We start from the raw sequence: 21,174 nt of genomic DNA on the forward strand, positions 1-21,174 counted from the left end.
TATATCAGATTTTTCATACATATTGCTCGATTTTACCGTCCCGGGGTATGGATGTATATGAATTTTCATATAAAATGGTCTGTTTTACGATTATTGCGCAACTTTTATACGATTTTTCATATAGAATCCACATGCACAGCGGCCTTTTGGCTTCTATACGGTAACGAGCTTCTTCTCTTCAACCGAAGCGGCGGCGTTTCCATCGCTTCCTTGACCGCCGGCAGGGGCAGGCTTCGACGTCGCCGCCGGGGCATTGCCGGGCGCCGCTTCCGAGCCCGCTCCGGTGGCTGCGCCTTGGCCGCCCTCAGCGTCGTCGCCTGCATCTCCGGCTCCGGCCGCTATGCCGGGCACCGAGCCGGCCTCCGCCGCTGACGCCTCGCCGCCGGCTTCGACCCCCGCCGTCCGCCCACGCGTTAAGCCGTGCGCCGGCTCGAGCGGCCCGCCCGGCTGCGCGGCGTCCGCCACGCCGGCTGCCGCTCCGGCGCCTCCGCCGGCATCAAGCTCCGCGTCGTCGATGCGGAACATGCCGATCTCGCGGAACAGCTTCTGCGAGAGCAGGCTGATATCGTCCGCCTCGGAAACGATCCGCCGGATCGACGCGTCCTGCGTCAGCGAAGCGGAGTTCACCTCCTCGACGCCGGCGGCCGTTTCTTCCGCGATGGAAGCTACGAACTGCACCGACTCCACGAGCGTCCCGTTTTTTTGCTTGGCGAACGCGATTTTTTCATGGATATGCCGGATATGGCCGCTCAGCTCGTCCACCGAGATGCGGATCGCATCGAAAGCCGTTTTCGTTTCATCCAGCTTGCCGGACTGCACGCTCATCATGCCGCGGGCGGACTGGAGTCCGTCCTGCAGCTCGACGATGCGGCTTTCCAGCGAGCCGATAATGTCTTCCACCATCTTCGCGGAACGGGACGTTTGCGCGGAAAGCCCCCGCACCTCATCGGCGATGACCATAAAGCCTTTGCCGTGCACTCCGGCGCGCGCCGCTTCAATAGAAGCGTTTAACGACAGCACGTTCGTTTGCGTGGAAATTTCCTGAATCGACGCGATGATACGCCCGATCTGCCGCGAGCTTTCCTGCAGCGAATCCATCGCGGACAGCACGGCAGCGAAAACGGCTTGCGACTCGGCCGCCGCCGCTTGCAGCGAATCCATCGCGCGGACGCCGTTTTCCGTGTTGCCAGCGGCCGCGGAGCTGGCCTCGCGCATTGCTCCGGCGGCTCCGGAAATGACGTCCATTTCCTGCTGCAGCTCGGCGATGATATAGACGCTTTTTTCAGAATGGGCGGCCTGCTCGCCCGCTCCTTGCGATATTTCCTCAATCGCCCGCACGATTTCGGAATTGGCTGCGGCCGTCTCGTCCGCGAACCCGTGGAATGTGCGCGCATGGTCCGACAATGAAGCGGCGATCGCCTGCGTATTCGCCAGCATGTCGCGGACTCGTTCGATCATATGGTCGAAGCTGGCGCTGAGCTCGCCGAGCTCGTCCTTCGAGCGGCTGCCGATCGTATGGCGCAAATCGCCTTCCGCAATGCGCCTTACGGCATGCTGAATGCGTCCGATCGGCTTCGTGAACGAGCGGATCAAGGTGAAAGCGATGATGCCGGCCGCGACGAACACAAGCCCGAAAGCGGTGATCATGACCGTCGCCGTGCGGCTGAGCAGCGTCTGCGAGCTTTCGATCGCCGCCTGCGCCTCGCCCGAATAGACGACGTAAAAATTGTCGACATAGGTAAAAATTTGATCCTTTTGCTTTTGCGACTCGTTGTACAAATACTCCATATTCTTGTCCATATCCGCGGGCGGCAGCTTGTTTTCCTGAACGAGCTTCGCCGCGACGTCGAACGTGTTCGCATAATCGACGGTCAGCGAAATCAGCTTGCTGCGCCAGGCGATCTGATCGGGCGTCGTCGCGGTATCGCCGATCCGCTTGATCATTTGGTCGAATTGCTTTCGTTTTTCATTATATATAGGTATGTATTCGACTTTCTTGGAAATTTCCAGCCCCGACGCTATGACGTTAAGCTCCTGTACCGTCTCCTTAAGCTCTAAAGCCATCTGCTTAAGCTCGACTTTTTCGTTTTGAAACATAAGCTGAGCTTGAATCGCCTCCACCTGGTTCAGGTTAAACAAGGCGACACACAGGAAAGCGGCCAGCATTCCGGCAAAACCCGCGATCAGCTTCATTTTTAACGACATCAATTGCCCCTCCCATTCGGCGTATATTATTTATCTACAAAATTACTCTACATTCTACATATTAAGAAAATAATATTAAAAGAAGAGATGTGTTGTGTTAAGGAAATGTCAAAATTCGCCACAATAAAACTTTTACATTCCGTTAACGAAGAGTGGGCGCAGAGTTAACAAAACGCTGTTACGATGGTTGAGGTGAGAACAAATTAAAGGAGGACATACTGAAAATGTTCAAGCAAATGTCTAGAAGAAGTTTGAGCCTGGCCATGATCGCGGTATTATCGATGGGGGTACTTGGAGCGTGCGGCAGCAAGACGGCGGAACAGCCGAAAACAAATACAGGCGCTGCACCCGCACAAACGACGGCGCCGACGCCGCAACCGACTAAAGAACTGAGCGGCACCGTAACGGCTTCCGGTTCCAGCGCACTGCTTCCTCTCGTGAAGCAAGCTGCGGAAGATTTCATGAAAGCCAATCCGAAGGTCACTGTCAACGTAACGGCAGGCGGCTCCGGCACAGGGCTGAAAAACGTGGCGGACGGCACGTCCGACATCGGCAACTCCGATATCGAAGCAGGTCCGGAGTACAAAGACAAAAACCTGGTCGACCACGTTGTAGCAATCGCACCGTTTGCACTTATCGTTCATAAAGATGTGAAAGTCGACAACCTGACCAAACAGCAAGCAGCCGACATTTTCATGGGTAAAATCACCAACTGGAAAGACGTAGGCGGTGCGGATGCGAAAATCGTCGTCGTACACCGTCCGGACAGCTCCGGTTCCCGTGCGCTCGTGAAGAAAATCGTGCTTGACGGCCAAGAATTCACGAAAGACGGCGTAACTCAAGAATCCAGCGGTGCTGTTGCTACGGCTGTTGGCCAAACGGCTAACTCCATCGGTTACGTGGATACGCCTTACCTGAACGACACGATCAAGGCGCTGAAATTCGAAGGCGTGGCATTCAGCAAGGATGCGATTAAAGACGGCAAATATCCGCTGTACGGCGTAGAGCATATGTATACTAAAGGCGAGGCGAAAGACGCAGTTAAAGCGTTCCTCGATTACATCATGGGAAGCGAATTCCAAACGAAGAAGGTTGAAGAGCTGAAGTTCCTGCCGGCCAACCTGCTGAAAAAATAACATCGCAGTGCATGAAAAGCTGTTCTCCCAAGGACAGCTTTTCTTGTGCGCTTGGCAGCGCATCGTACTAACGGGTGAAAGTCCCGAGCGCACCGCGGGGTGGCGGAAGCGCATAGCCGACTGGTAGTGCTCTGGCCGTAAGGGAGGGTGCGGAGGATCAGAAGGCAAAACCCGGAACAGGCGGCATGAACCATGTTGGCTGGCGAAGCCGGATAACCCTGCAAGAGAAGGGGACGTCCTATACCACCATAGGCTTCGAAAGTTAGGAGGACTGGATTCGGGGGAAAGACGATGACGTGACCCAAGGAGGGCTTATCGTCTTCCGCATAGCGGTAAACTCTTTTCAAGGCTTATAGGGCTAAGACAGAATGATGGATGGTGAGCAGTCATACGAAGGGATAGTAGTGAGAAAGCTTGCCGGAAAAGCCGCAATGGCAAGTGAACCGACACCAACGTTGTCGGTGCAAGCTTAGACCCAAAAGGCAAAGACTTGGTGCGAAGCCCGGAACCGTGGAAGAAAAGCATAACCACCTAGGAAGCCGTCATGTGCCAGACAGAAGCCGGGGAGCCAAGAAGAGCGAAGAGCCGGGGCTGAACAAAAGGGTAGGCCGTCTGGGGCGGAGTACCGAAGGGGAACCGGAAAGGCTGAAAGATTAGCTATACGTCCGGAAACTGAAAGGGAAGGAACACGAGACATGAAGGAAGGAAAAGGAGAGGTAGGCTTTCGTGAGGGAGTAGAAGTCCCGAGAAAACGCAGATGGCACAGCCTCATCGACAAGATATGGGCGATGCCGAACCTTGAGGAGGCATTCCGGGAGGTCAAGCGCAACCGGGGAGCAGCGGGAGTAGACGGAGTGACCATAAAGGTATTCGAGAGTGAACTGGAGCGTAACTTAAGAACGCTTCAGCAGGAGCTGCGGGCGAAGGCATACAAGCCGATGCCGGTCAGGCGCATGTACATTTCCAAGGAAAATGGGGGTCAAAGGCCGCTCGGGATACCCGCAATTCGCGATCGCGTAGTACAGGCGGCGACCCGCCGAATCCTCGAACCGATTTACGAGGCGACATTTATGGAGTGTAGTTTTGGGTTTCGCCCGGGACGCAGTGCACACATGGCGCTGGAGAACATTCGGAAAGATCTCATGGATGGATACGTTTATGTGATCGACGCCGACCTGAAATCGTATTTCGATCTCATTCCACATGACAAGTTGCTTAAGGCCGTCAAGGAAGAAGTGGTGGATGGTAGTGTCCTAAAGCTCATAGAAAGCTTCTTAAAGTCCGGAGTCATGGAGAACGGAAGTTTTCACCTGAACGAGCAAGGAAGTCCACAGGGTGGGGTTATTAGTCCGCTTTTGGCGAATATCTACCTAAACCCGCTGGATAAGCTCATGACTGAACGGAAGCACCGTATAACACGGTACGCCGATGATTTTGTGATCTGCTGCAAATCCCAAAAGGGGGCAGAGAGGGTACTCCAAGGTGTTATTCGTCTACTGGAACAAGAGCTTGGGCTCAAAGTACACCCGGAGAAAACCAAGATCGTGAACAACTTGGAACAGTCCTTTATGTTCCTAGGTCATGAGTTTAAACCGGGATTTTGGGTTACTCCATCCTCGAAAGCCAAACAGAAATTTAAAGAACGCGTGAAAGCAATTACGCGGCGGAACCAAACGGTGAATGTGGAACAGCTGATCCGAAAGAAGTTGAATCCATATTTACGTGGATGGGGTAGCTATTTTGGCTGGGGCAACGTAGGAAGTCTGATGAGAGAGTACGATGCATGGATAAGGAGAAGGCTCCGGATGGTACAGTTGCGGAGCTGGAAAAAGCCGAAGAACTTCTACAGGGCACTAAGAAAGAATAAGTGGAGGGGAGAGCTTCCCAAGATGCGTATGTTCGCATGGAGAAGCTCGCTATCCAAGCCAGCCAGTGTTGCAATGCCAAACGATTGGTTCAGAGAAAGAGGTCTCGTTTTTCTCGTAGACATCTATAATGAACATCATCCCCAGCGGGGATAAGCGCGGAGGAGCCGGATGCGATGACCCGCACGTCCGGTTCTGTGAGAGGCCCATGAATTCATTCATGGGCCTACTCGATTTTTTCGACATTTTCCGCCTTTCATTAATTTTTACATTGGCTTAACAATTCGAACGTTTTCTTCTTACAAAAGTTTAATATACTGACGGAAGACTTGCATGTATGTTTGATTTTTAAGAGGGGGCAGTAACCAGTGGAAGAAACACTTGCCGGAAACGTAACGAACAAAAAGGAAAAGAAATCGATCCTCACCAGGTGGAGCCGCGTGCAAAACCGGACGGACGATTTGATGCGCCTTGTATTTGTCGGCAGTGCGGTGCTCGTTTCCGCGATCATCTTTTCCGTGATGATTTTTGTCGGCATGCAGGGGGTAAAAACGTTCCAGGGCGTAAGCCCGATGGAATTTTTCTTCTCGACCGACTGGACCCCGAGCAAAGATCAATTCGGAGCGTTTTCCTTCTTATACAGCACGATGCTGCTTACGCTGCTTTCTGTCGTATTATCGGTGCCTTTGGCGCTTTCGGGAGCTATTTTCATGGCGAAAATCGCGCCGAACTGGATGCGGGAAATTTTGCGTCCGGCGACCGATCTGTTCGTCGGCATTCCTTCGGTCGTCTACGGATTGATCGGATTGACCGTCATCGTGCCGTTTTTGGCCAAGTTCAACGATGGCCTCGGTTACGGCATACTGCCTGCGGCGATCATTTTGGCGATCATGATTTTGCCGACGATTTTGTCGATTTCCGAAGATGCGATCCGCGCGCTGCCGCCGCGATTTGAAGAGGCGTCGCTGGCGCTCGGCGCAACGCGCTGGCAGACGATTTGGCGGGTGCTGCTGCCGGCGGCGCGTCCGGGAATACTGACGGGTATCATCCTCGGCATGGGCCGGGCGATTGGCGAAACGATGGCGGTATTTATGGTCATCGGGAACTCGCCGCAAATGCCGGAATCGCTGCTCGATTCCACGACGGTGCTGACGACGGCGATTGTAAAGGACATGGGTAATACGCACTACGGCTCGACCTGGAACAACGCGTTGTACCTGATGGCGCTGCTTCTGCTGCTGATCTCGCTGTCGCTTATTCTCATCATCCGCATCGTCGCCAAAAGGAGTGAACTGAAATGACCAGCAAACGCGCCGACCGGCTTGCAACCGGATTTTTCTGGGCAACAGGCTTTACGATTATATTGCTTCTCTTATGGTTTCTTATACGCATTCTGGGGGACGGATTGCCGGTATTGTCATGGAAATTCATCACCGGCAAACCTCAGGAGATTATGGCCGGCGGCGGGGTAGGGCCGCAGCTGTTCAACTCTTTCTACATTTTGTTCCTTTCGCTGCTGTTTTCGCTGCCGATCGGAATCGGGGCGGGCGTTTACCTGGCCATCTATGCGAAAAAAAACCGGTTCACCGATGTGATCCGGATCTCGGTCGAAGCATTGTCTTCCGTTCCTTCCATCGTATTCGGGCTGTTCGGCTACCTGATTTTCGCCAACTTGCTCGGGCTTAAGTTCTCCATCCTCGGCGGCGCCGCTACGCTATCGCTGCTGAATTTGCCGGTGCTCGTCCGCGTGACGGAGGAAGCGCTCCGCTCGGTGCCGGAGTCGTATTGGGAAGCGTCGCTTGCGCTCGGCTCGACGCGCTGGCAGGCGATTCGCAAGGTGCTGCTGCCGGCGGCCATGCCGAGCCTGATCACGGGAATTACGCTGGTCGCCGGCCGGGCGCTCGGGGAATCCGCGATTTTGATCTATACGGCAGGTTTGTCCGTATCGAGATTTTTCCCGGACTGGAATCCTCTGACGATGGGGGAAACGTTGTCCGTTCACTTGTGGTACGTGCAATCCGAGGCGATCGTACCTGACGCCAAGCAGATTGCCAAGGGCAGCGCAGCGCTCCTGCTGATCGTCGTCCTGATCTTTAACCTGCTGATCGGCGTGCCGAGCCGACTGCTGCAAAAACGACTTTCCGGGGGGAAATAACCGTGACGACTACAGCAACCAAGCATAAAATCAAAGTGGAGCAACTAAATTTATATTATGGGGACAACCATGCGCTTCATGATATCGATCTGAACATCGAAAGCAATCATATCGTGGCGCTGATCGGTCCGTCGGGCTGCGGCAAATCGACGTTTCTGCGGACGCTGAACCGGATGAACGATCTGATCGACAACGTACGGATTACGGGCAATATTTTTGTCGACGGTCAAAATATTTACGATTCCCAGGCGGACGTCGTCTCCTTGCGCAAAAGGGTCGGCATGGTGTTTCAGCGGCCGAACCCGTTTCCGATGAGCATTTACGACAACATCGCCTACGGACCGCGCATCCACGGCACGAAAAAGAAATCGGTGCTCGACGACATCGTCGAACGGAGCCTGAAGCAGGCCGCTTTGTGGGATGAAGTGAAGGACCGGCTGAACAAGTCCGCACTCGGGCTTTCCGGCGGTCAGCAGCAGCGGCTGTGCATTGCCAGACTGCTCGCCGTGGAGCCGGATGTGCTGCTGATGGACGAACCGACGTCGGCGCTCGATCCGATTTCGACGCTGAAGGTCGAGGAGTTGACGCAAACGCTGAAGGACAAATACACGATCATCATCGTGACGCACAACATGCAGCAGGCGGCACGGATTTCGGACTACACGTCCTTTTTCCTCAACGGCATTTTGGTGGAAACCGATAAAACCGATAAAATTTTCACAAACCCGACCGACCAAAGAACGGAAGATTACATCACCGGACGTTTCGGCTAGGACTAATCATGCGCACAAGGGGCTGAATTCATGGACAATCGATTAAACTTTCATCATTCTCTGGAGGAGCTGCAAAGCGATTTGCTGGACATGGGCTCTTCCGTAGAGCAAGCGATTCACTCTGCCGTCGAATCGCTGAGCCGGCTTGACGAGCAGATGGCTCGCCGGACGATCGAAAACGACGACGCCATCGACGCGGCGATGCTGCAGATCGAGGAGCGCTGCCTGCGGCTTATCGCACTGCAGCAGCCGATGGCGAGCGATCTGCGCGTGATCGGCATGGTCATCAAAATCGCGACGGATCTGGAACGCATTGCCGACCACGCTGTGGACATCGCCAAAATCGCGATTCGCCTCACGGGCGAGGAGCTCGTAAAGCCGCTGATCGACATCCCGCGCATCGCGGAAATGGTGAAAGAGATGCTGAAGGAAAGCCTCCTCGCATATACGGAACGGAACGTGCACCGCGCCGCGGCGCTGGCGGAAAAAGACGACGAGGTCGACAAGCTGTACAGCACGGTGCTGAGCGACATCGTCGGCATGATGTCCACGGATTTGGCCCGCAACCGCCAATTGTCCAGCCTGATGCTGGTCGCCCATTTCCTCGAACGCGTCGCCGACCACACCACCAACATCGGCGAAGGCGTCATCTACATGGTGACCGGCAAGCGAAAAGATTTGAATATTTGATCTATGCCGAAAAAAGGAGTCCCTGCCGGGGCTCTTTTTGGCTTTTTGGGAAAAATATCTCGAGCCGGTGGATGGGGCGGGGATATGGAGCGGCTGCCAAGTCAGAAGTGAGGCACGGCAGACGTAGGAGCTGCGCAAGCTGGTCCACGCCCGGCAAGGCGCGAGGAAGAGGCACGTATTCGCTCCTATGGCGTCGCACCAAATAGTGAAGCGCGGCAGTCGTAGGAGCTGCGGAAGCAGGTCCACGCCCGGCAAGGCGCGAGGAAGAGGCACGTACCCGCACTCCTATGGCATCGCACCAAATAGTGAAGCGCGGCAGTCGTAGGAGCTGCGGAAGCAGGTCCACGCCCGGCAAGGCGCGAGGAAGAAGCACGTACCCTCGCTCCTATGGCGTCGCGCCAAACGTACAGCGTGTCCGGCGTGGGATTTATTGCCAAACAGCAATAAATCCATGCCGGACAAACGCGCACTAGAAGCGAGCAACCACGCGAACCGGGCGGGTCCAGGGCGCCCGAGCGCCTGGGGTCCCCCCAGTGGGGGGATTTAGGGGGGAGGGGAGGGGACATACGAAAAAAAGTATCGTATAATGAAAACAATTTCAACGGAGGGGCGGAGTTGCGCATGACATGGCGGTGGGGAATGCTGGCCTCCATTTTTTGGGCTTTTTTCAAGATGGGACCGGTGACGTTCGGAGGAGGTTATGCGATGCTTCCTGTCATAGAACGCGAAGTGGTCGGTAACAAGGGCTGGGTCGAGGAAGAGGAGATGGCGGACATCGTATCGATCGCAGGCTCAGCTCCCGGGGGGATCGGCGTAAATACCGCCGCTTTTATCGGATATCGGCTGTGCGGCATCCCGGGGGCAACCGCTGCGGTGCTTGGCATCGGGCTGCCGACATTTTTGATCATCTTCGCGTTCAGCTTGGTGCTTGGGCTCATCCGCGACAATCCGCTTGTCGACTCGGCATTCAAAGGCATTCATGCGGCTATTGTCGCCTTAATCGCCGTTGCCGCTTACAAGATGGGACGCACCGCGATACAGGATAAGACCACGCTGGTGACGGCTATCGCGACGGTACTGGTGCTCGTTGATTTTCACATTCATCCGATGCTTTTAATCATCGGTGGTTTGTTTCTAGGCATCGTGCTCGTGCGGGTTAAAGAGCATTGGGGAATGCCTGTGCCGCTTGAAACGCTGCCGCAGACGGATCTGCATGGCGACTACAGGCAATTGGAAAATTATTACGGTGACGGCATATAAAATCCGAAAGCCGGCAAATCGGCCCTACAGCCCCGCGTGAAGGACGCGCGCGAGGCCGAGAGCCGGTAAATCCGCCTAAAGGCAAGCTCGGCTGCAGTGGAAGCGCTCTGCCGGGCCATCACATTCAGGGGGGAACATCATGGTCTGGTCGCTGTTTATCACATTTTTAAAAATCGGCTTCATCTCGTTCGGCGGAGGGTATGCGATGATCCCGGTCATTGAGCGGGAGGTGGCATCCCACGGCTGGATGACGGACGAACGGTTTCTTGAGGCGGTATCGGTGGCCGGCATGTCGCCCGGTCCGATCGCCACCAACTGCGCAACGCTGATCGGCTACGGCACCGCCGGCTTACCGGGAGCGATCGCCGCCACGGCAGGCATGATCCTCCCGTCGCTGCTGCTCATTATTTTGCTGGCCGCGTTTTTCTATAAAATCGGGCGGAACAAACTCGTGCGCGCTTCGTTTTACGGGCTTCGCCCCATAGTGACCGGCCTTGTCGCATATGCGGCCATTCGCTTTGCGGTCAGCGGTGGGTATACGCAAAGCTTGAACTGGCAGACGGTCGTCTTTGCGGTCATGGTCGTCGCCGCGGTGATCGGCATACTGCGCTTCCGCGTTCATCCGATTGCGGTTATTGCGATGTCGGGGATTGTCGGCATGCTCGTATTTCACTGATTTTAACAAAACGTTAACACTTTTCCGCCGTCCCTTGATATTCCGATAAATTTCCTGTGCTACGATGAATCCAACACAAAATGGTAAAATAGGGATGATGAAAGTTGGCCGATCTTAACGTGAACGAGGCAAGCAAGGCAGATGCAACGTACGAAAATCCCGATCGACATATGAGGGAACAGTTTTTCGATATATTAAACCGCAAGCGGATATACTCGGTATATCAGCCGATCGTCTCCTTGACCGACGCCGGCGTTTTCGCATATGAAGCGCTGACCCGCGGACCGGGACAAAGTGTGTTCGCCTCTCCGCTGGCCCTGTTCGAATACGCGGAGAAACAGGGGCTATTGTACCAGCTCGAGCGCATTGCACGGGAGAGGGCGATTCAAGGGGCGCATTTACCGCAAAGAAAGCAGCTGCTTTTCCTGAACATTTCCGCCGCTATTTTGCAGGACCCGCGGTTTGTGCCCGGACAAACGTTGGAATTGCTTGAGGAGCAGGGACTCGCGCCGGGCAATGTGGTGCTCGAGCTGACCGAGCGGAGCTCGATCGAAGATTTTACGATGGCCAAAAAAGTGCTGGAGCACTACCGCAACCAGGGTTATAAAATCGCGATCGACGACGCCGGTGCCGGGTATTCCTCCCTCCAGGCGATCGCCGAGCTGAATCCGGATTTTATCAAAATCGACCGGTCGCTCATACGTTCCATACATACGAACAAAACGAAGGAATACATCGTCGAAACGCTTGTGACGTTCGCAAGAAAGCTGAACATCGAAATTATCGCGGAAGGCATCGAAGAGGAAGAGGAACTGGTCAAGCTGACCCGGATGGGGGTTCATTTCGGCCAAGGGTACTTGCTCGGCCGTCCGGACGAACGGTTTCAAAGCGTCCCGGAGGCATGCCGCAACCTTATTATTCAGCACCGGAAAATCGGCTTCGGGGACGGAAGCGCATGGGCGATCGGCGACCTGAAACGGCAGGTGCAGCTGTTTTCCGTGGATACGCCGATTTCCGAAGTGGCCGGTTATTTTAAGATGAACAAGCGGGCTACCGGGGCTGTCGTTGTGGAGGACGGGGCGCCGGTCGGGCTTGTGATGAGGGAGAGGCTGTTCCAGCAGCTTGCGGGGCAATACGGATTTTCGCTGTTTTGGAACCGCTCGGTCGATCAACTGATGGACAAGCAGCCGCTTATCGTCGACGAGCAGACGCCGGTCGAGCACGTTTCGCAGCTGGCGACGTCAAGGGACATCGACAATTTGTACGATCTGGTCATCATCACGAGCGGCGGTAAAATGGCGGGGGTCGCCTCCATCCGTTCCATCCTGGAGTCGATCACAAATGCGCGGATGGAATCGGCCAAAGTAGCGAGCCCGCTGACCGGGCTTCCGGGCAACATCCAAATCCATCGCGAGCTGAGCCGCAGACTTAACGAGAAAAAGCGGTTTTCGGTCATTTATGCCGATCTGGATTATTTCAAGTGGTTCAACGACAGGTACGGTTTTCAAAAAGGAGACCAGCTGATCCAATTCACAGCGGACGTCATTCAGCAAGCGATCGCGGAATACGGCACCCCGCTCGATTTTGTCGGACATATCGGGGGCGACGATTTCATCGCGTTATCTTCGGCGGCCGATCCGGACAGGCTGTGCCGGGAAATTATTCGCCGGTTCGATGCCGGCGTGAAGAAGTTTTACGAGCCGGGAGATTGGACGTACGTGGAAGACCGGAGCGGACAGCGGGTGGAAAGCAGCGGGGTCACCGTATCGCTCTCGGTCATCGTATGCCAAACGCTCGTCCCGGCATCGCTGGAGCATATTTCGGAAGCGGCCGCCCGGCTGAAAAAGAAATCGAAAATGTCGCCCGGCAGCGTGTACGTGATAGAGGAGCTGAGGCCCGACGTATCGTCGGAGGCGGCCGGCCAAAGCTTTAAGTAAACCACTCGAGCAGCTCGTCAAGCTGCCGGACGATCGTCAGCTTTTTTCGGCCGCGTGCCGGAGCGGGCACTTTTTTCGGCGCGGTGCGCTGCACCCAGATGGCATCGATACCGGCTTTCCAGGCGCCGCAAACATCATGCCGATACGAGTTGCCGATCATCACGCATTCCGCAGCCGCAGCACCGAGAGCTTTCATCGCCTCCTTGAACAGGTGCGCATTCGGTTTTTTATCGCGCGGCCTGCTTGCGGTAAACCAAATCTCCTCGGGGAAATAGGCGGAGAGCCCGAGGTGCCGCATCACTTCGGCCACCTCTTCGCGCCGGCTGTTCGAAATAATCGCCAGCCGATACCGGGGGGCAAGCGCCGCGAGCGTTTCGTTTACCCCGGGGTACAGCGCCCTTCCGCCCATTTGCTTTTGCCTCACCTGCGAAAAAAAAGCGCGCGCGAACGTTTTGGAAACCGCCATGCCGGTATCCTGCACAGCCTCTCTCAGCGCCTTTTCCTGAAGCTCCTGCTTGTCGCTGCCGGGCCGCTTCATCTTCGAGCGGGCAAACCACGCCGTCCGGTATTTGCGATATATATGATCGGCATTCCACTCGCTGTCATCGCCTTCCGCAAGGCGGGCCGTGTACTCTTTCCACGTTTCCTTGAAGCAATCTTCGAAGCTCGCCGTGCGCATGACGAGCGTTTGATTGACGTCGAAAAACAGCACTTTTTTCTGGTTCGGCGAAAAACCCGGCTTCATCGTTTTCACCTCCGCTCCGTGGGAGCGCCTTTTTACCCAGTTTATGCGGCTCAACCGGGAATCACCCCTGTTTTCTCTGTTTTATTGTTAGGTCCCCATATGCTATGATGAAAAGAAGTATGCGAATAAAATGAGGTGAACGGCCATGCCCAAATTAATATTGATTGACGGCAACAGCATTGCGTTTCGCGCGTTTTATGCGCTGCCGCTGCTGAGCAATTCGCAGGGACTTCATACGAATGCGGCTTACGGTTTTACCACAATGCTGCTGAAGCTGATCGAAGAGCAGAAGCCGACGCATTTTCTCGTCGCTTTCGACGCGGGGAAAGTGACGTTCCGGCATAAGGAATATACCGAATACAAAGGCGGCCGCGCCAAAACGCCGCCGGAGCTCGGCGAGCAGTTTCCGCTGATCAAGGAGCTGCTGAAAGCGTTCCAGATACCGCAATTTGAGCTGGACGGTTATGAGGCCGACGACATCATCGGCACGCTGACGCGCCTTGCGGACGAGTCGGAGCAGATGGAAGTGCTGGTCATCACCGGGGACCGGGATATGCTTCAGCTCGCTTCGGATCGTGTAACGATCGGGCTTACGATCAAAAAAGGAATCAGCGACATGGAGCTGCTCGGCCCCGAGCAAATTAACGAAAAATACGGTCTTGTGCCGAAGCAGATCATCGACCTGAAAGGTCTGATGGGCGACGCCTCAGATAACATCCCGGGCATTCCGGGGGTGGGCGAGAAGACGGCGCTCAAGCTGCTCCACGAATACGGGTCGGTGGAAAATGTCATCGCCCACGTGGAAGAAATCAAAGGCAAGATGAAGGAAACGATACAGCAGCATACGCAGGATGCGATCATGAGCAAGGAGCTGGCGACGATTTTCCGCGAAGTGCCCGAGCTGTCCGCCGAATGGGACAAGCTCCGCTTCGAAGGCTACGATCCGAAATCGCTGCAGGCGATGTTCCGCAAGCTCGAATTCAAGTCCCTGCTGGAAAAAATGGACTTCTCCGGCGCCGGGGACGGCGCGGAGGACGCGGTGCCGCAGGAAAACCTCGACGTCGTCATCGTGAAAGACAGCGACACGGCGGCCCGGCTCGCGGGCCGGCTCGGCGACGTGCAGGCGGTGCACGTCGAAGTGATCGGCGACAACCCGCACGCGTCGGACGTGCTTGGGGTCGCTTTTTATACCGGCGGCGGCAAAGCCTACTACGTGCCGATGGACACGCTGGCCGGCGCTGAAGCCTCCGCCGTGCGCGAATGGCTCGAGAGCGCCGAATCGGCGGTGCCGGTCTACGACCTGCACCGCGCGAAGGTGGCGCTCGAATGGCAGGGCGTGGCGGCTCGCGGGCTCGACTTCGACGTGCTGCTCGCCGCCTATTTGCTCGACCCGACGGAGTCGGCGCTGTCTCTGGACGGCCTGGCCGCGAAATACGGCCTGCCGCATCTGGCGCCCGACGAAGCGGTGTTCGGCAAGGGCGCCAAGTTCCAGGTGCCCGCGCTGGACAAGCTCAGCGAGCACCTGTGCCGCAAAGCGGCGACGATCGCGAAGCTCGTGCCGCTGCAGAAGCGCGAGCTCGAGGAGAGCGGCATGCACGAGCTTTTTTACGATCTCGAGCTGCCGCTTGCGACCGTGCTCGCCCGCATGGAGCGGTACGGCATCAGCGTCGACATCGAGGGGCTGAAGAAATACGGCGAGGAGCTCGCCGTACAGCTGGAGAAAATCATGAAGGAGATTTACGGGCTGGCGGGACTTGAGTTCAACATCAATTCCCCGAGACAGCTCGGCGACATCCTGTTCGAAAAGCTCGGCCTGCCGGTATGGAAAAAAACGAAAACCGGCTATTCGACCGACGCCGAAGTGCTGGAAAAGCTGGAGCCGCACCATCCGATCGTCGGACAAATCCTGAATTACCGGTCGCTGGCGAAGCTGCAGTCCACTTACGTCGAGGGGCTCTTGAAAGAGGTGCGTCCGGAGACGGGCAAGGTGCATACGTATTACCGGCAAACGATCGCCGCCACCGGCCGTCTGTCCAGCCAATACCCGAACCTGCAAAACATCCCGATCCGCCTCGAGGAAGGGCGCAAAATCCGCAAGGTGTTCGTGCCGTCCGAACCCGGCTGGTCGATTTTGACGGCGGACTACTCGCAGATCGAGCTGCGCGTGCTCGCCCATATCTCGCAGGACGAACGGCTGAAGGATGCGTTCCTGAACGACATGGACATTCATACGAAAACCGCCAGCGACGTGTTCGGCGTAGCTCCGGAAGAGGTCGACTCGAACATGCGCCGCCAGGCGAAGGCCGTCAACTTCGGCATCGTTTACGGCATCAGCGACTACGGTTTGTCGCAAAACCTGAATATCACCCGCAAGGAAGCGGCTCAGTTTATCGAGCAGTATTTTGCCGTATTCCAAGGGGTTCGCAAATATATGGACGATATCGTGAAGCAGGCGCGCGAGAACGGCTACGTGACGACGCTGCTGCACCGCCGCCGCTATTTGCCGGAAATTACGGCTTCCAATTTCAATTTGCGCTCTTTCGCGGAGCGGACGGCGATGAACACGCCGATCCAGGGCACCGCGGCCGACATCATCAAGCTCGCCATGGTCCAGCTCGCGCAGCGGATGAAGGACGAGCAGCTGAAGAGCCGCATGTTGCTTCAAGTGCACGACGAACTCGTATTCGAGGTACCGGAGGAGGAGCTGCCGGTCATGCGCCGCATCGTGCCGGAAGTGATGGAAAGCGCGCTGAAGCTCGACGTGCCGCTGAAGGTTGACGTCGACGCGGGACACAACTGGTACGAGGCGAAATAAGCTTTTGACGAGGTGACATCCAGATATGCCGGAACTGCCTGAGGTAGAAACCGTTAGAAGAACGTTAAACAAGCTGGTGGCAGGTAAAACGATCGGCAAAGTGACCGTGCACCTGCCCCGCATTATTCAAAAGCCGGACGATATCCGGCAGTTTGAGCTGCTGCTTGCGGGACAGACGATTCACAGCGTGGAGCGGCGCGGCAAATTTTTGCGCTTCCTGCTGGACGATTATGCGCTCGTCTCGCATCTGCGGATGGAAGGCCGGTACGGCGTCTACCCCGCGGAGGAGCCGCCGGAGAAGCACACGCATGTCGTTTTCGAGCTGACGGACGGCACAGAGCTGCGCTATAAGGACGTGCGCCAGTTCGGCACGATGCATCTGTTTCCGAAAGGCCGCGAGCTCGAGGAGCCGCCGCTCGGCAAGCTCGGCATCGAACCGCTGGACGAAGGATTTACGTTCACCGCGTTCCGCGAGGCGATCGCCGGACGTTCGACGAAGATCAAGCCGCTGTTGCTCAATCAGGAATATATCGTCGGCCTCGGGAATATTTATGTGGATGAATCGCTCTTTCTGGCGGGCATTCATCCTGAACGTGAGGCGGATTCGCTTTCGAAAAACGAGCTGCAGCGGCTTCACGAAGCGATCGTGCAGACGCTTCAGAGCGCGGTGGAGGCCGGCGGCTCGTCGATCAAGTCGTTTGTGAACGGGCAAGGCGAAATCGGCATGTTCCAGCACCGGTTCACCGCCTACGGACGGCAAAACGAGCCGTGCACCCGCTGCGGCAAGCCTCTCGTGAAAACCGTAGTGGGCGGCCGAGGCACCCATTTCTGCCCGAAATGCCAGCCGCTTAAACGCCGAAAGGCAAACTGACTTAAAACCGCCATGATTCTATGCACGCGCCCAGGTTTCGCTCCATATATTAGGGATATGACATCCAGAGTATGAAGGAGGAACTCCCTTGGTGCCGCTGCTGTCTTTGTTGTTTTTGGCATTCGCCGTCAGTCTTGACGGATTTGGCGTCGGCGTGACGTACGGGCTGCGCAAAATCCGCATACCGCTGCTGTCCGTCGCCATCATCTCCTGCTGTTCCGGTGCGATCATTTTTACTTCCATGCAGATAGGCGTTTATCTGAGCCGGTTTTTACCCCCGGTGTATGCGAAAGTCGCCGGAGCCGTCATCCTTATCGGAATCGGCGTTTGGGCTCTGTATCAGCTTACCCGGCAAAAGCAAGAGGAGGCCGAAGAGCAGGCCCCTGAAGAAGCTTCCCCGCCGGATGCCGTTCCATCCGTCCGGCAAGTGATCAGCATCGAGCTGAAGCGGTTGGGGCTTGTCATACAAATCCTGCGTACGCCGTCCATCGCGGACGTGGACCGCTCCGGCAACATCTCCGCCTCCGAAGCGACGCTGCTCGGACTCGCCTTGTCGCTCGACGCATTCGGAGCCGGCATCGGCGCCGCTCTGATCGGATTTGCTCCGCTGCTGACGTCGGCGGTCATTGCGCTGGCGAGCGGAACGTTTTTGGCCGCCGGACTGCGGGTCGGTTTTATGTACGCCGAATTGTCATGGGTACGAAAATTATCGGTTTTGCCGGGATGCGTGCTCATCATTATGGGTATTATGAAATTGTTATAATGCGTAAGGAGCTTGAAGATGAATATAGGACTTACCGGAGGAATCGCCTGCGGCAAAAGCACGGTGGCGGCCATGCTCGTGCGCCGCGGGGCGGTTCTGGTCGATGCCGACCAAATCGCCAGAGAAGTCGTTGAACCCGGCAGCCCGGTACTGGCCCGGGTTGCAGACCGTTTCGGACAAGCCGTGCTGCTGCCGGACGGACAGCTTCACCGCAAGAAGCTGGGGGAAATCGTGTTTAACGATCCGGCTGCGAGGGAGGATTTGCAAAACCTGCTGCACCCCGCTATCCGCGCTACGATGCGCGAGAGAATGGAGCGGTACGAAGCGGAAGATCCGCAGCGTCTCGTTGTCGTAGACGTGCCGCTTTTGTTCGAGTCGAAGCTGGAGTGGATGTTTTCGGAAATCATGCTGGTGTATGTGCCCAGGGAAATTCAGCTGGAAAGGCTGATGGCGAGAGACGGGCTCACGGGTGAGCAGGCGGAAAACCGTTTAAAGGCGCAAATGCCGATTGAGGAGAAAAAAGCTCTGGCCGATATCGTGATCGACAATCAGGGTACACGGGAGGATACGGAACGGCAGATCGAATCCTTCTGGCGTGAAAGGGGGCTTCCATGAGTTTTTGGCGGAAAAAACGCGTTTTCGCTGTTCTGCTGCTGTCCTTTCTGCTCATCTTGTTTTATTCCAGCCCGTTTTTAAGCAGGCTGCTGTATCCGATCAAATATAAGCAGGAAATTTTACAAAATGCGGCGAAGTATGACATGGATCCTTTTCTGATCGCCGCGATTATCCGCGTGGAAACGAATTTTCAGCCGAACATGACGTCTCGAAAGGGCGCATACGGCTTGATGCAGCTTATGCCGGAAACGGCGGAGTGGATTTTGGAAAAAGGCCGGTTTTCACCGGAATGGATCCATCAGTTGGACAAGCCCGAGGTGAACATTGAAATCGGGTCGTGGTATTTAAACTGGCTGCATAAGCAGTTTAACGGCAACGATTACGCGGCCATCGCCGGCTATAATGCCGGTCAGGGGAAAGTGGCCAAATGGATGCAAAACGGCGAATGGGACGGCACGCTCGAGCAAATCGAGCAAATCCCGTACGGGGAGACGCGGCATTATTTGCAGCGCGTGCTTTATTATTATAAAAAGTATCACAAAATTTATGCAGACGATTTCTCCGGAGTCCGGGATACGTTAAAAAAAGAAGCATCGGTCATGACTCCTTCAAGGGGGTCATGAACCGACACTTCTTTTCCTAAGCTACAAATAAGTCATTATTTGAATTGGCCTGCCAGCGTTTGCTCAGCGATTTGCACCAGGCGACGAGTGATGTGACCACCGATTGCACCGGTGTCGCGGGTAGCCATGTTACCGTAGTAACCATCTTGCGGGATAGCAATACCCAGCTCTTGAGCTACCTCGTACTTCAGTTGGTCCAAAGCCTGGTTCGCTTGAGGAACAACCAATACGTTGCTGCTGCGGGATTGTCCTGCACCCATTGTATTCACCTCCTTGTCGTTGGTAGTCCTATTATGTGCGATCTTGTAAAGATCATGAGAGGAAACGAATGGGAAGGTCCTATAAAGATGCTGTCGTGGAGGCCAGAAATTATGAAATGTCCTTATTGCGATTACCCCGGCACCAAAGTGCTGGATTCGCGTTCCGCCAATGAAAACAAATCGATCCGCCGCCGCCGGGAGTGCGAAAAATGTACGAAACGCTTCACCACCTTCGAGATGGTCGAGGAAACCCCGCTGATCGTGATCAAAAAGGACGGCAGCCGCGAGGAATTCAGCCGGGAAAAAATTTTGCGCGGCCTGATCCGCGCTTGCGAGAAACGTCCGGTTTCCGTAGAGAAGCTCGAGTCGATCGTCTCCGAAGTGGAAAAGCAGCTGCGCAATACGGCGCATGCGGAAGTCGACAGCCGGGAAATCGGCGAGTTTGTGATGGAACAGCTTTATCCGGTCGACGAAGTCGCCTATATCCGCTTCGCTTCGGTATACCGCCAGTTCAAGGATATCAACATGTTCATGCGGGAATTGACCGATATTTTAAGCAAACATCAGGAGCCGGACGATCGGCGAAAATAAGATCAAATTTTTGTGGACGAAAGTGTTGACAATGGCTCCAAAGCTGTGCTATTATCGTACTTGTCCGCTTCGGGGCCATAGCTCAGCTGGGAGAGCGCATCGCTGGCAGCGATGAGGTCAGGGGTTCGATCCCCCTTGGCTCCATAAATAAAGAAGTCTCACTCGACAGAGTGGGGCTTCTTTTTTTATGAGCCGACGAAGGGAGCGAGCCCCAAGGGGCGAAGGGCCGCGCAGATTTATTTAACGGACATATCATCACCTTAGCAATCTGTTTTTGAACTTCCGTATTTCTTACGGACATGTTGTCCACTTAGCGGACATAGTTAAGTAGAAAATAGCCAATTGGGCACGCTGAGAGGATAAAATGTCCGTTAGGCGAGGTCAGCATCTTAAAATCCGGGTTTGGCGTCCCCTTATGTCCGTTAGCGACTGTCCGCCAGCTGCCACATACGATACCTTTGTTTCCCGTTTACAATAGTCAACATATGCTTTTCCGTAAGCCTTTTAAGGATACGCCGAGAATGTTTGTCGGAGCAATGGAGATGGGAGGCGAGTTCCTCTGCAGGAAATGGCCGCAGCTTTCGCCTGGCGAAACGTATAGTTTCCGCTTCAATCCAATCCAATGAGTGTGAAATGGGCAATGAGGTAAACTTCCCGACAAAAGAGAGAACAAGTTGTTTGCAGATCGAAGGATCTTCCTTGATCGATAAATATGCGATAGGAAGGAATGACCAATCGTCAAGAACCAACATGGCCTGCTTCATGCATAAGTCTTTAAACCGCCATGTTTCGATATCTCTGGCATGGGTGCTATAGCCGTGAATTTCTATGCACCCTTTCACTCCGGCCGGCATATAGGCAAGATCGAGGTAACGATAGCGATTGTGCAAATCCCGCACTTCCCATTCGGGATACAAATCATTGAAATTCCCAATTGCCGGATACCATATTTGTTTTAGAAATTCTGTTGTTCCATGTCCCAAACCTTTCCTTAGCAGCTCTCGCCGTCTGGGATTTGATTCATTGTTCACTTGCTCGGAAAGCCACTCCTTCATTGCTGCCTCAAAGCGTTTCAATGATACTCCTCCCCAATCGTTGTAAAATAAAAATGCCGCTTTGTTCCATAAAACCCCGAAGGCTTCATAGATCAAAGCGGCATGTTCTTCACGCCTTTAATTTTGAAAATAGTCTATC

The 21,174-nt window shown here is 55.2% G+C and carries 19 protein-coding genes and 1 tRNA gene; 16 read left to right on the top strand and 4 right to left on the bottom strand.

Translation table 11 applies throughout. From position 1 onward, the window contains the following. Positions 1–153: 153 nt before the first annotated feature. The gene (locus MYS68_RS04745) at positions 154–2,205 is read right to left on the bottom strand and encodes a methyl-accepting chemotaxis protein (RefSeq protein ID WP_248924722.1); all 2,052 of its coding nucleotides are present in this window, start codon (positions 2,203–2,205) and stop codon (positions 154–156) included. Positions 2,206–2,429: 224 nt separating this feature from the next. On the opposite strand from MYS68_RS04745, the gene MYS68_RS04750 reads away from it, so the two are divergent. From MYS68_RS04750 to MYS68_RS04790, 9 genes are all read left to right on the top strand, one after another. Next, entirely contained in the window at positions 2,430–3,341 is a 912-nt protein-coding gene (locus MYS68_RS04750) for a phosphate ABC transporter substrate-binding protein (RefSeq protein WP_248924723.1), read from the top strand. Between the two features lie 695 nt (positions 3,342–4,036). Continuing rightward, positions 4,037–5,362: a group II intron reverse transcriptase/maturase gene (gene ltrA / locus MYS68_RS04755; protein ID WP_248924450.1), complete on the top strand. Its 1,326-nt coding sequence runs from the start codon at positions 4,037–4,039 to the stop codon at positions 5,360–5,362. A 308-nt stretch (positions 5,363–5,670) separates the two neighbouring features. After that, a complete protein-coding gene (gene pstC / locus MYS68_RS04760; RefSeq protein WP_275983743.1) occupies positions 5,671–6,507 on the top strand; it encodes a phosphate ABC transporter permease subunit PstC in 837 nt (278 codons plus the stop codon). Beyond that, positions 6,504–7,361, top strand: a complete 858-nt coding sequence (pstA, locus tag MYS68_RS04765) for a phosphate ABC transporter permease PstA (RefSeq protein ID WP_248924725.1) — start codon at positions 6,504–6,506, stop codon at positions 7,359–7,361. Before pstC ends, pstA begins: the two co-directional genes overlap by 4 nt. Beyond that, positions 7,358–8,134 (top strand): phosphate ABC transporter ATP-binding protein PstB, encoded by a 777-nt coding sequence (pstB, locus tag MYS68_RS04770; RefSeq protein WP_420852205.1) that lies wholly within the window; start codon positions 7,358–7,360, stop codon positions 8,132–8,134. The genes pstA and pstB overlap by 4 nt, the downstream gene beginning before the upstream one ends. 30 nt (positions 8,135–8,164) lie before the next feature. Next, a complete protein-coding gene (gene phoU / locus MYS68_RS04775; RefSeq protein WP_248924727.1) occupies positions 8,165–8,824 on the top strand; it encodes a phosphate signaling complex protein PhoU in 660 nt (219 codons plus the stop codon). 621 nt (positions 8,825–9,445) lie between these two features. Continuing rightward, positions 9,446–10,084: a chromate transporter gene (locus MYS68_RS04780; protein ID WP_248930819.1), complete on the top strand. Its 639-nt coding sequence runs from the start codon at positions 9,446–9,448 to the stop codon at positions 10,082–10,084. 139 nt (positions 10,085–10,223) lie between these two features. Next, a complete protein-coding gene (locus MYS68_RS04785) occupies positions 10,224–10,760 on the top strand; it encodes a chromate transporter (protein WP_248924728.1) in 537 nt (178 codons plus the stop codon). A gap of 104 nt (positions 10,761–10,864) precedes the next feature. After that, positions 10,865–12,697, top strand: a complete 1,833-nt coding sequence (locus MYS68_RS04790; protein ID WP_248924729.1) for a bifunctional diguanylate cyclase/phosphodiesterase — start codon at positions 10,865–10,867, stop codon at positions 12,695–12,697. On the opposite strand, the gene MYS68_RS04795 is transcribed toward MYS68_RS04790, so the two are convergent. Next, complete coding sequence (locus tag MYS68_RS04795; protein ID WP_248924730.1) at positions 12,690–13,442, bottom strand: HAD family hydrolase; 753 nt, start codon at positions 13,440–13,442, stop codon at positions 12,690–12,692. The genes MYS68_RS04790 and MYS68_RS04795 overlap by 8 nt on opposite strands. A 145-nt stretch (positions 13,443–13,587) precedes the next feature. Here MYS68_RS04795 and polA point away from each other — a divergent pair, with 145 nt between their 5' ends. The 5 genes from polA (at position 13,588) to MYS68_RS04820 (ending at position 19,129) form a co-directional block, all read left to right on the top strand. After that, on the top strand, positions 13,588–16,257 hold the full coding sequence (gene polA / locus MYS68_RS04800; protein ID WP_248924731.1) for a DNA polymerase I: 2,670 nt from the start codon (positions 13,588–13,590) through the stop codon (positions 16,255–16,257). A 25-nt stretch (positions 16,258–16,282) separates the two neighbouring features. Continuing rightward, positions 16,283–17,128, top strand: coding sequence for a DNA-formamidopyrimidine glycosylase (gene mutM, locus MYS68_RS04805; protein ID WP_248924732.1), 846 nt, complete (start codon positions 16,283–16,285; stop codon positions 17,126–17,128). Positions 17,129–17,216: 88 nt separating this feature from the next. Then, positions 17,217–17,891 carry a sporulation membrane protein YtaF gene (gene ytaF / locus MYS68_RS04810; RefSeq protein ID WP_248924733.1) on the top strand — a complete coding sequence of 225 codons (675 nt, stop codon included), beginning with the start codon at positions 17,217–17,219 and terminating at the stop codon, positions 17,889–17,891. Positions 17,892–17,909: 18 nt separating this feature from the next. Further along, positions 17,910–18,506 carry a dephospho-CoA kinase gene (gene coaE, locus MYS68_RS04815; protein ID WP_248924734.1) on the top strand — a complete coding sequence of 199 codons (597 nt, stop codon included), beginning with the start codon at positions 17,910–17,912 and terminating at the stop codon, positions 18,504–18,506. After that, positions 18,503–19,129: a lytic transglycosylase domain-containing protein gene (locus MYS68_RS04820; protein WP_248924735.1), complete on the top strand. Its 627-nt coding sequence runs from the start codon at positions 18,503–18,505 to the stop codon at positions 19,127–19,129. The genes coaE and MYS68_RS04820 overlap by 4 nt, the downstream gene beginning before the upstream one ends. 35 nt (positions 19,130–19,164) lie before the next feature. On the opposite strand, the gene MYS68_RS04825 is transcribed toward MYS68_RS04820, so the two are convergent. Continuing rightward, positions 19,165–19,389 (bottom strand): alpha/beta-type small acid-soluble spore protein, encoded by a 225-nt coding sequence (locus tag MYS68_RS04825; RefSeq protein WP_248924736.1) that lies wholly within the window; start codon positions 19,387–19,389, stop codon positions 19,165–19,167. Positions 19,390–19,500: 111 nt separating this feature from the next. Here MYS68_RS04825 and nrdR point away from each other — a divergent pair, with 111 nt between their 5' ends. Beyond that, positions 19,501–19,980 carry a transcriptional regulator NrdR gene (gene nrdR / locus MYS68_RS04830; RefSeq protein ID WP_248924737.1) on the top strand — a complete coding sequence of 160 codons (480 nt, stop codon included), beginning with the start codon at positions 19,501–19,503 and terminating at the stop codon, positions 19,978–19,980. A 71-nt stretch (positions 19,981–20,051) separates the two neighbouring features. Continuing rightward, a tRNA-Ala gene (locus tag MYS68_RS04835) sits at positions 20,052–20,124 on the top strand. A 278-nt stretch (positions 20,125–20,402) separates the two neighbouring features. Here MYS68_RS04835 and MYS68_RS04840 read toward each other — a convergent pair. Further along, entirely contained in the window at positions 20,403–21,056 is a 654-nt protein-coding gene (locus tag MYS68_RS04840; protein ID WP_248924738.1) for a transcriptional regulator, read from the bottom strand. Between the last annotated feature and the right edge of the window lie 118 nt (positions 21,057–21,174).

It is taken from the genome of Paenibacillus hamazuiensis (assembly GCF_023276405.1).
Taxonomy (GTDB): Bacteria; Bacillota; Bacilli; order Paenibacillales; family NBRC-103111; genus Paenibacillus_AF; species Paenibacillus_AF hamazuiensis.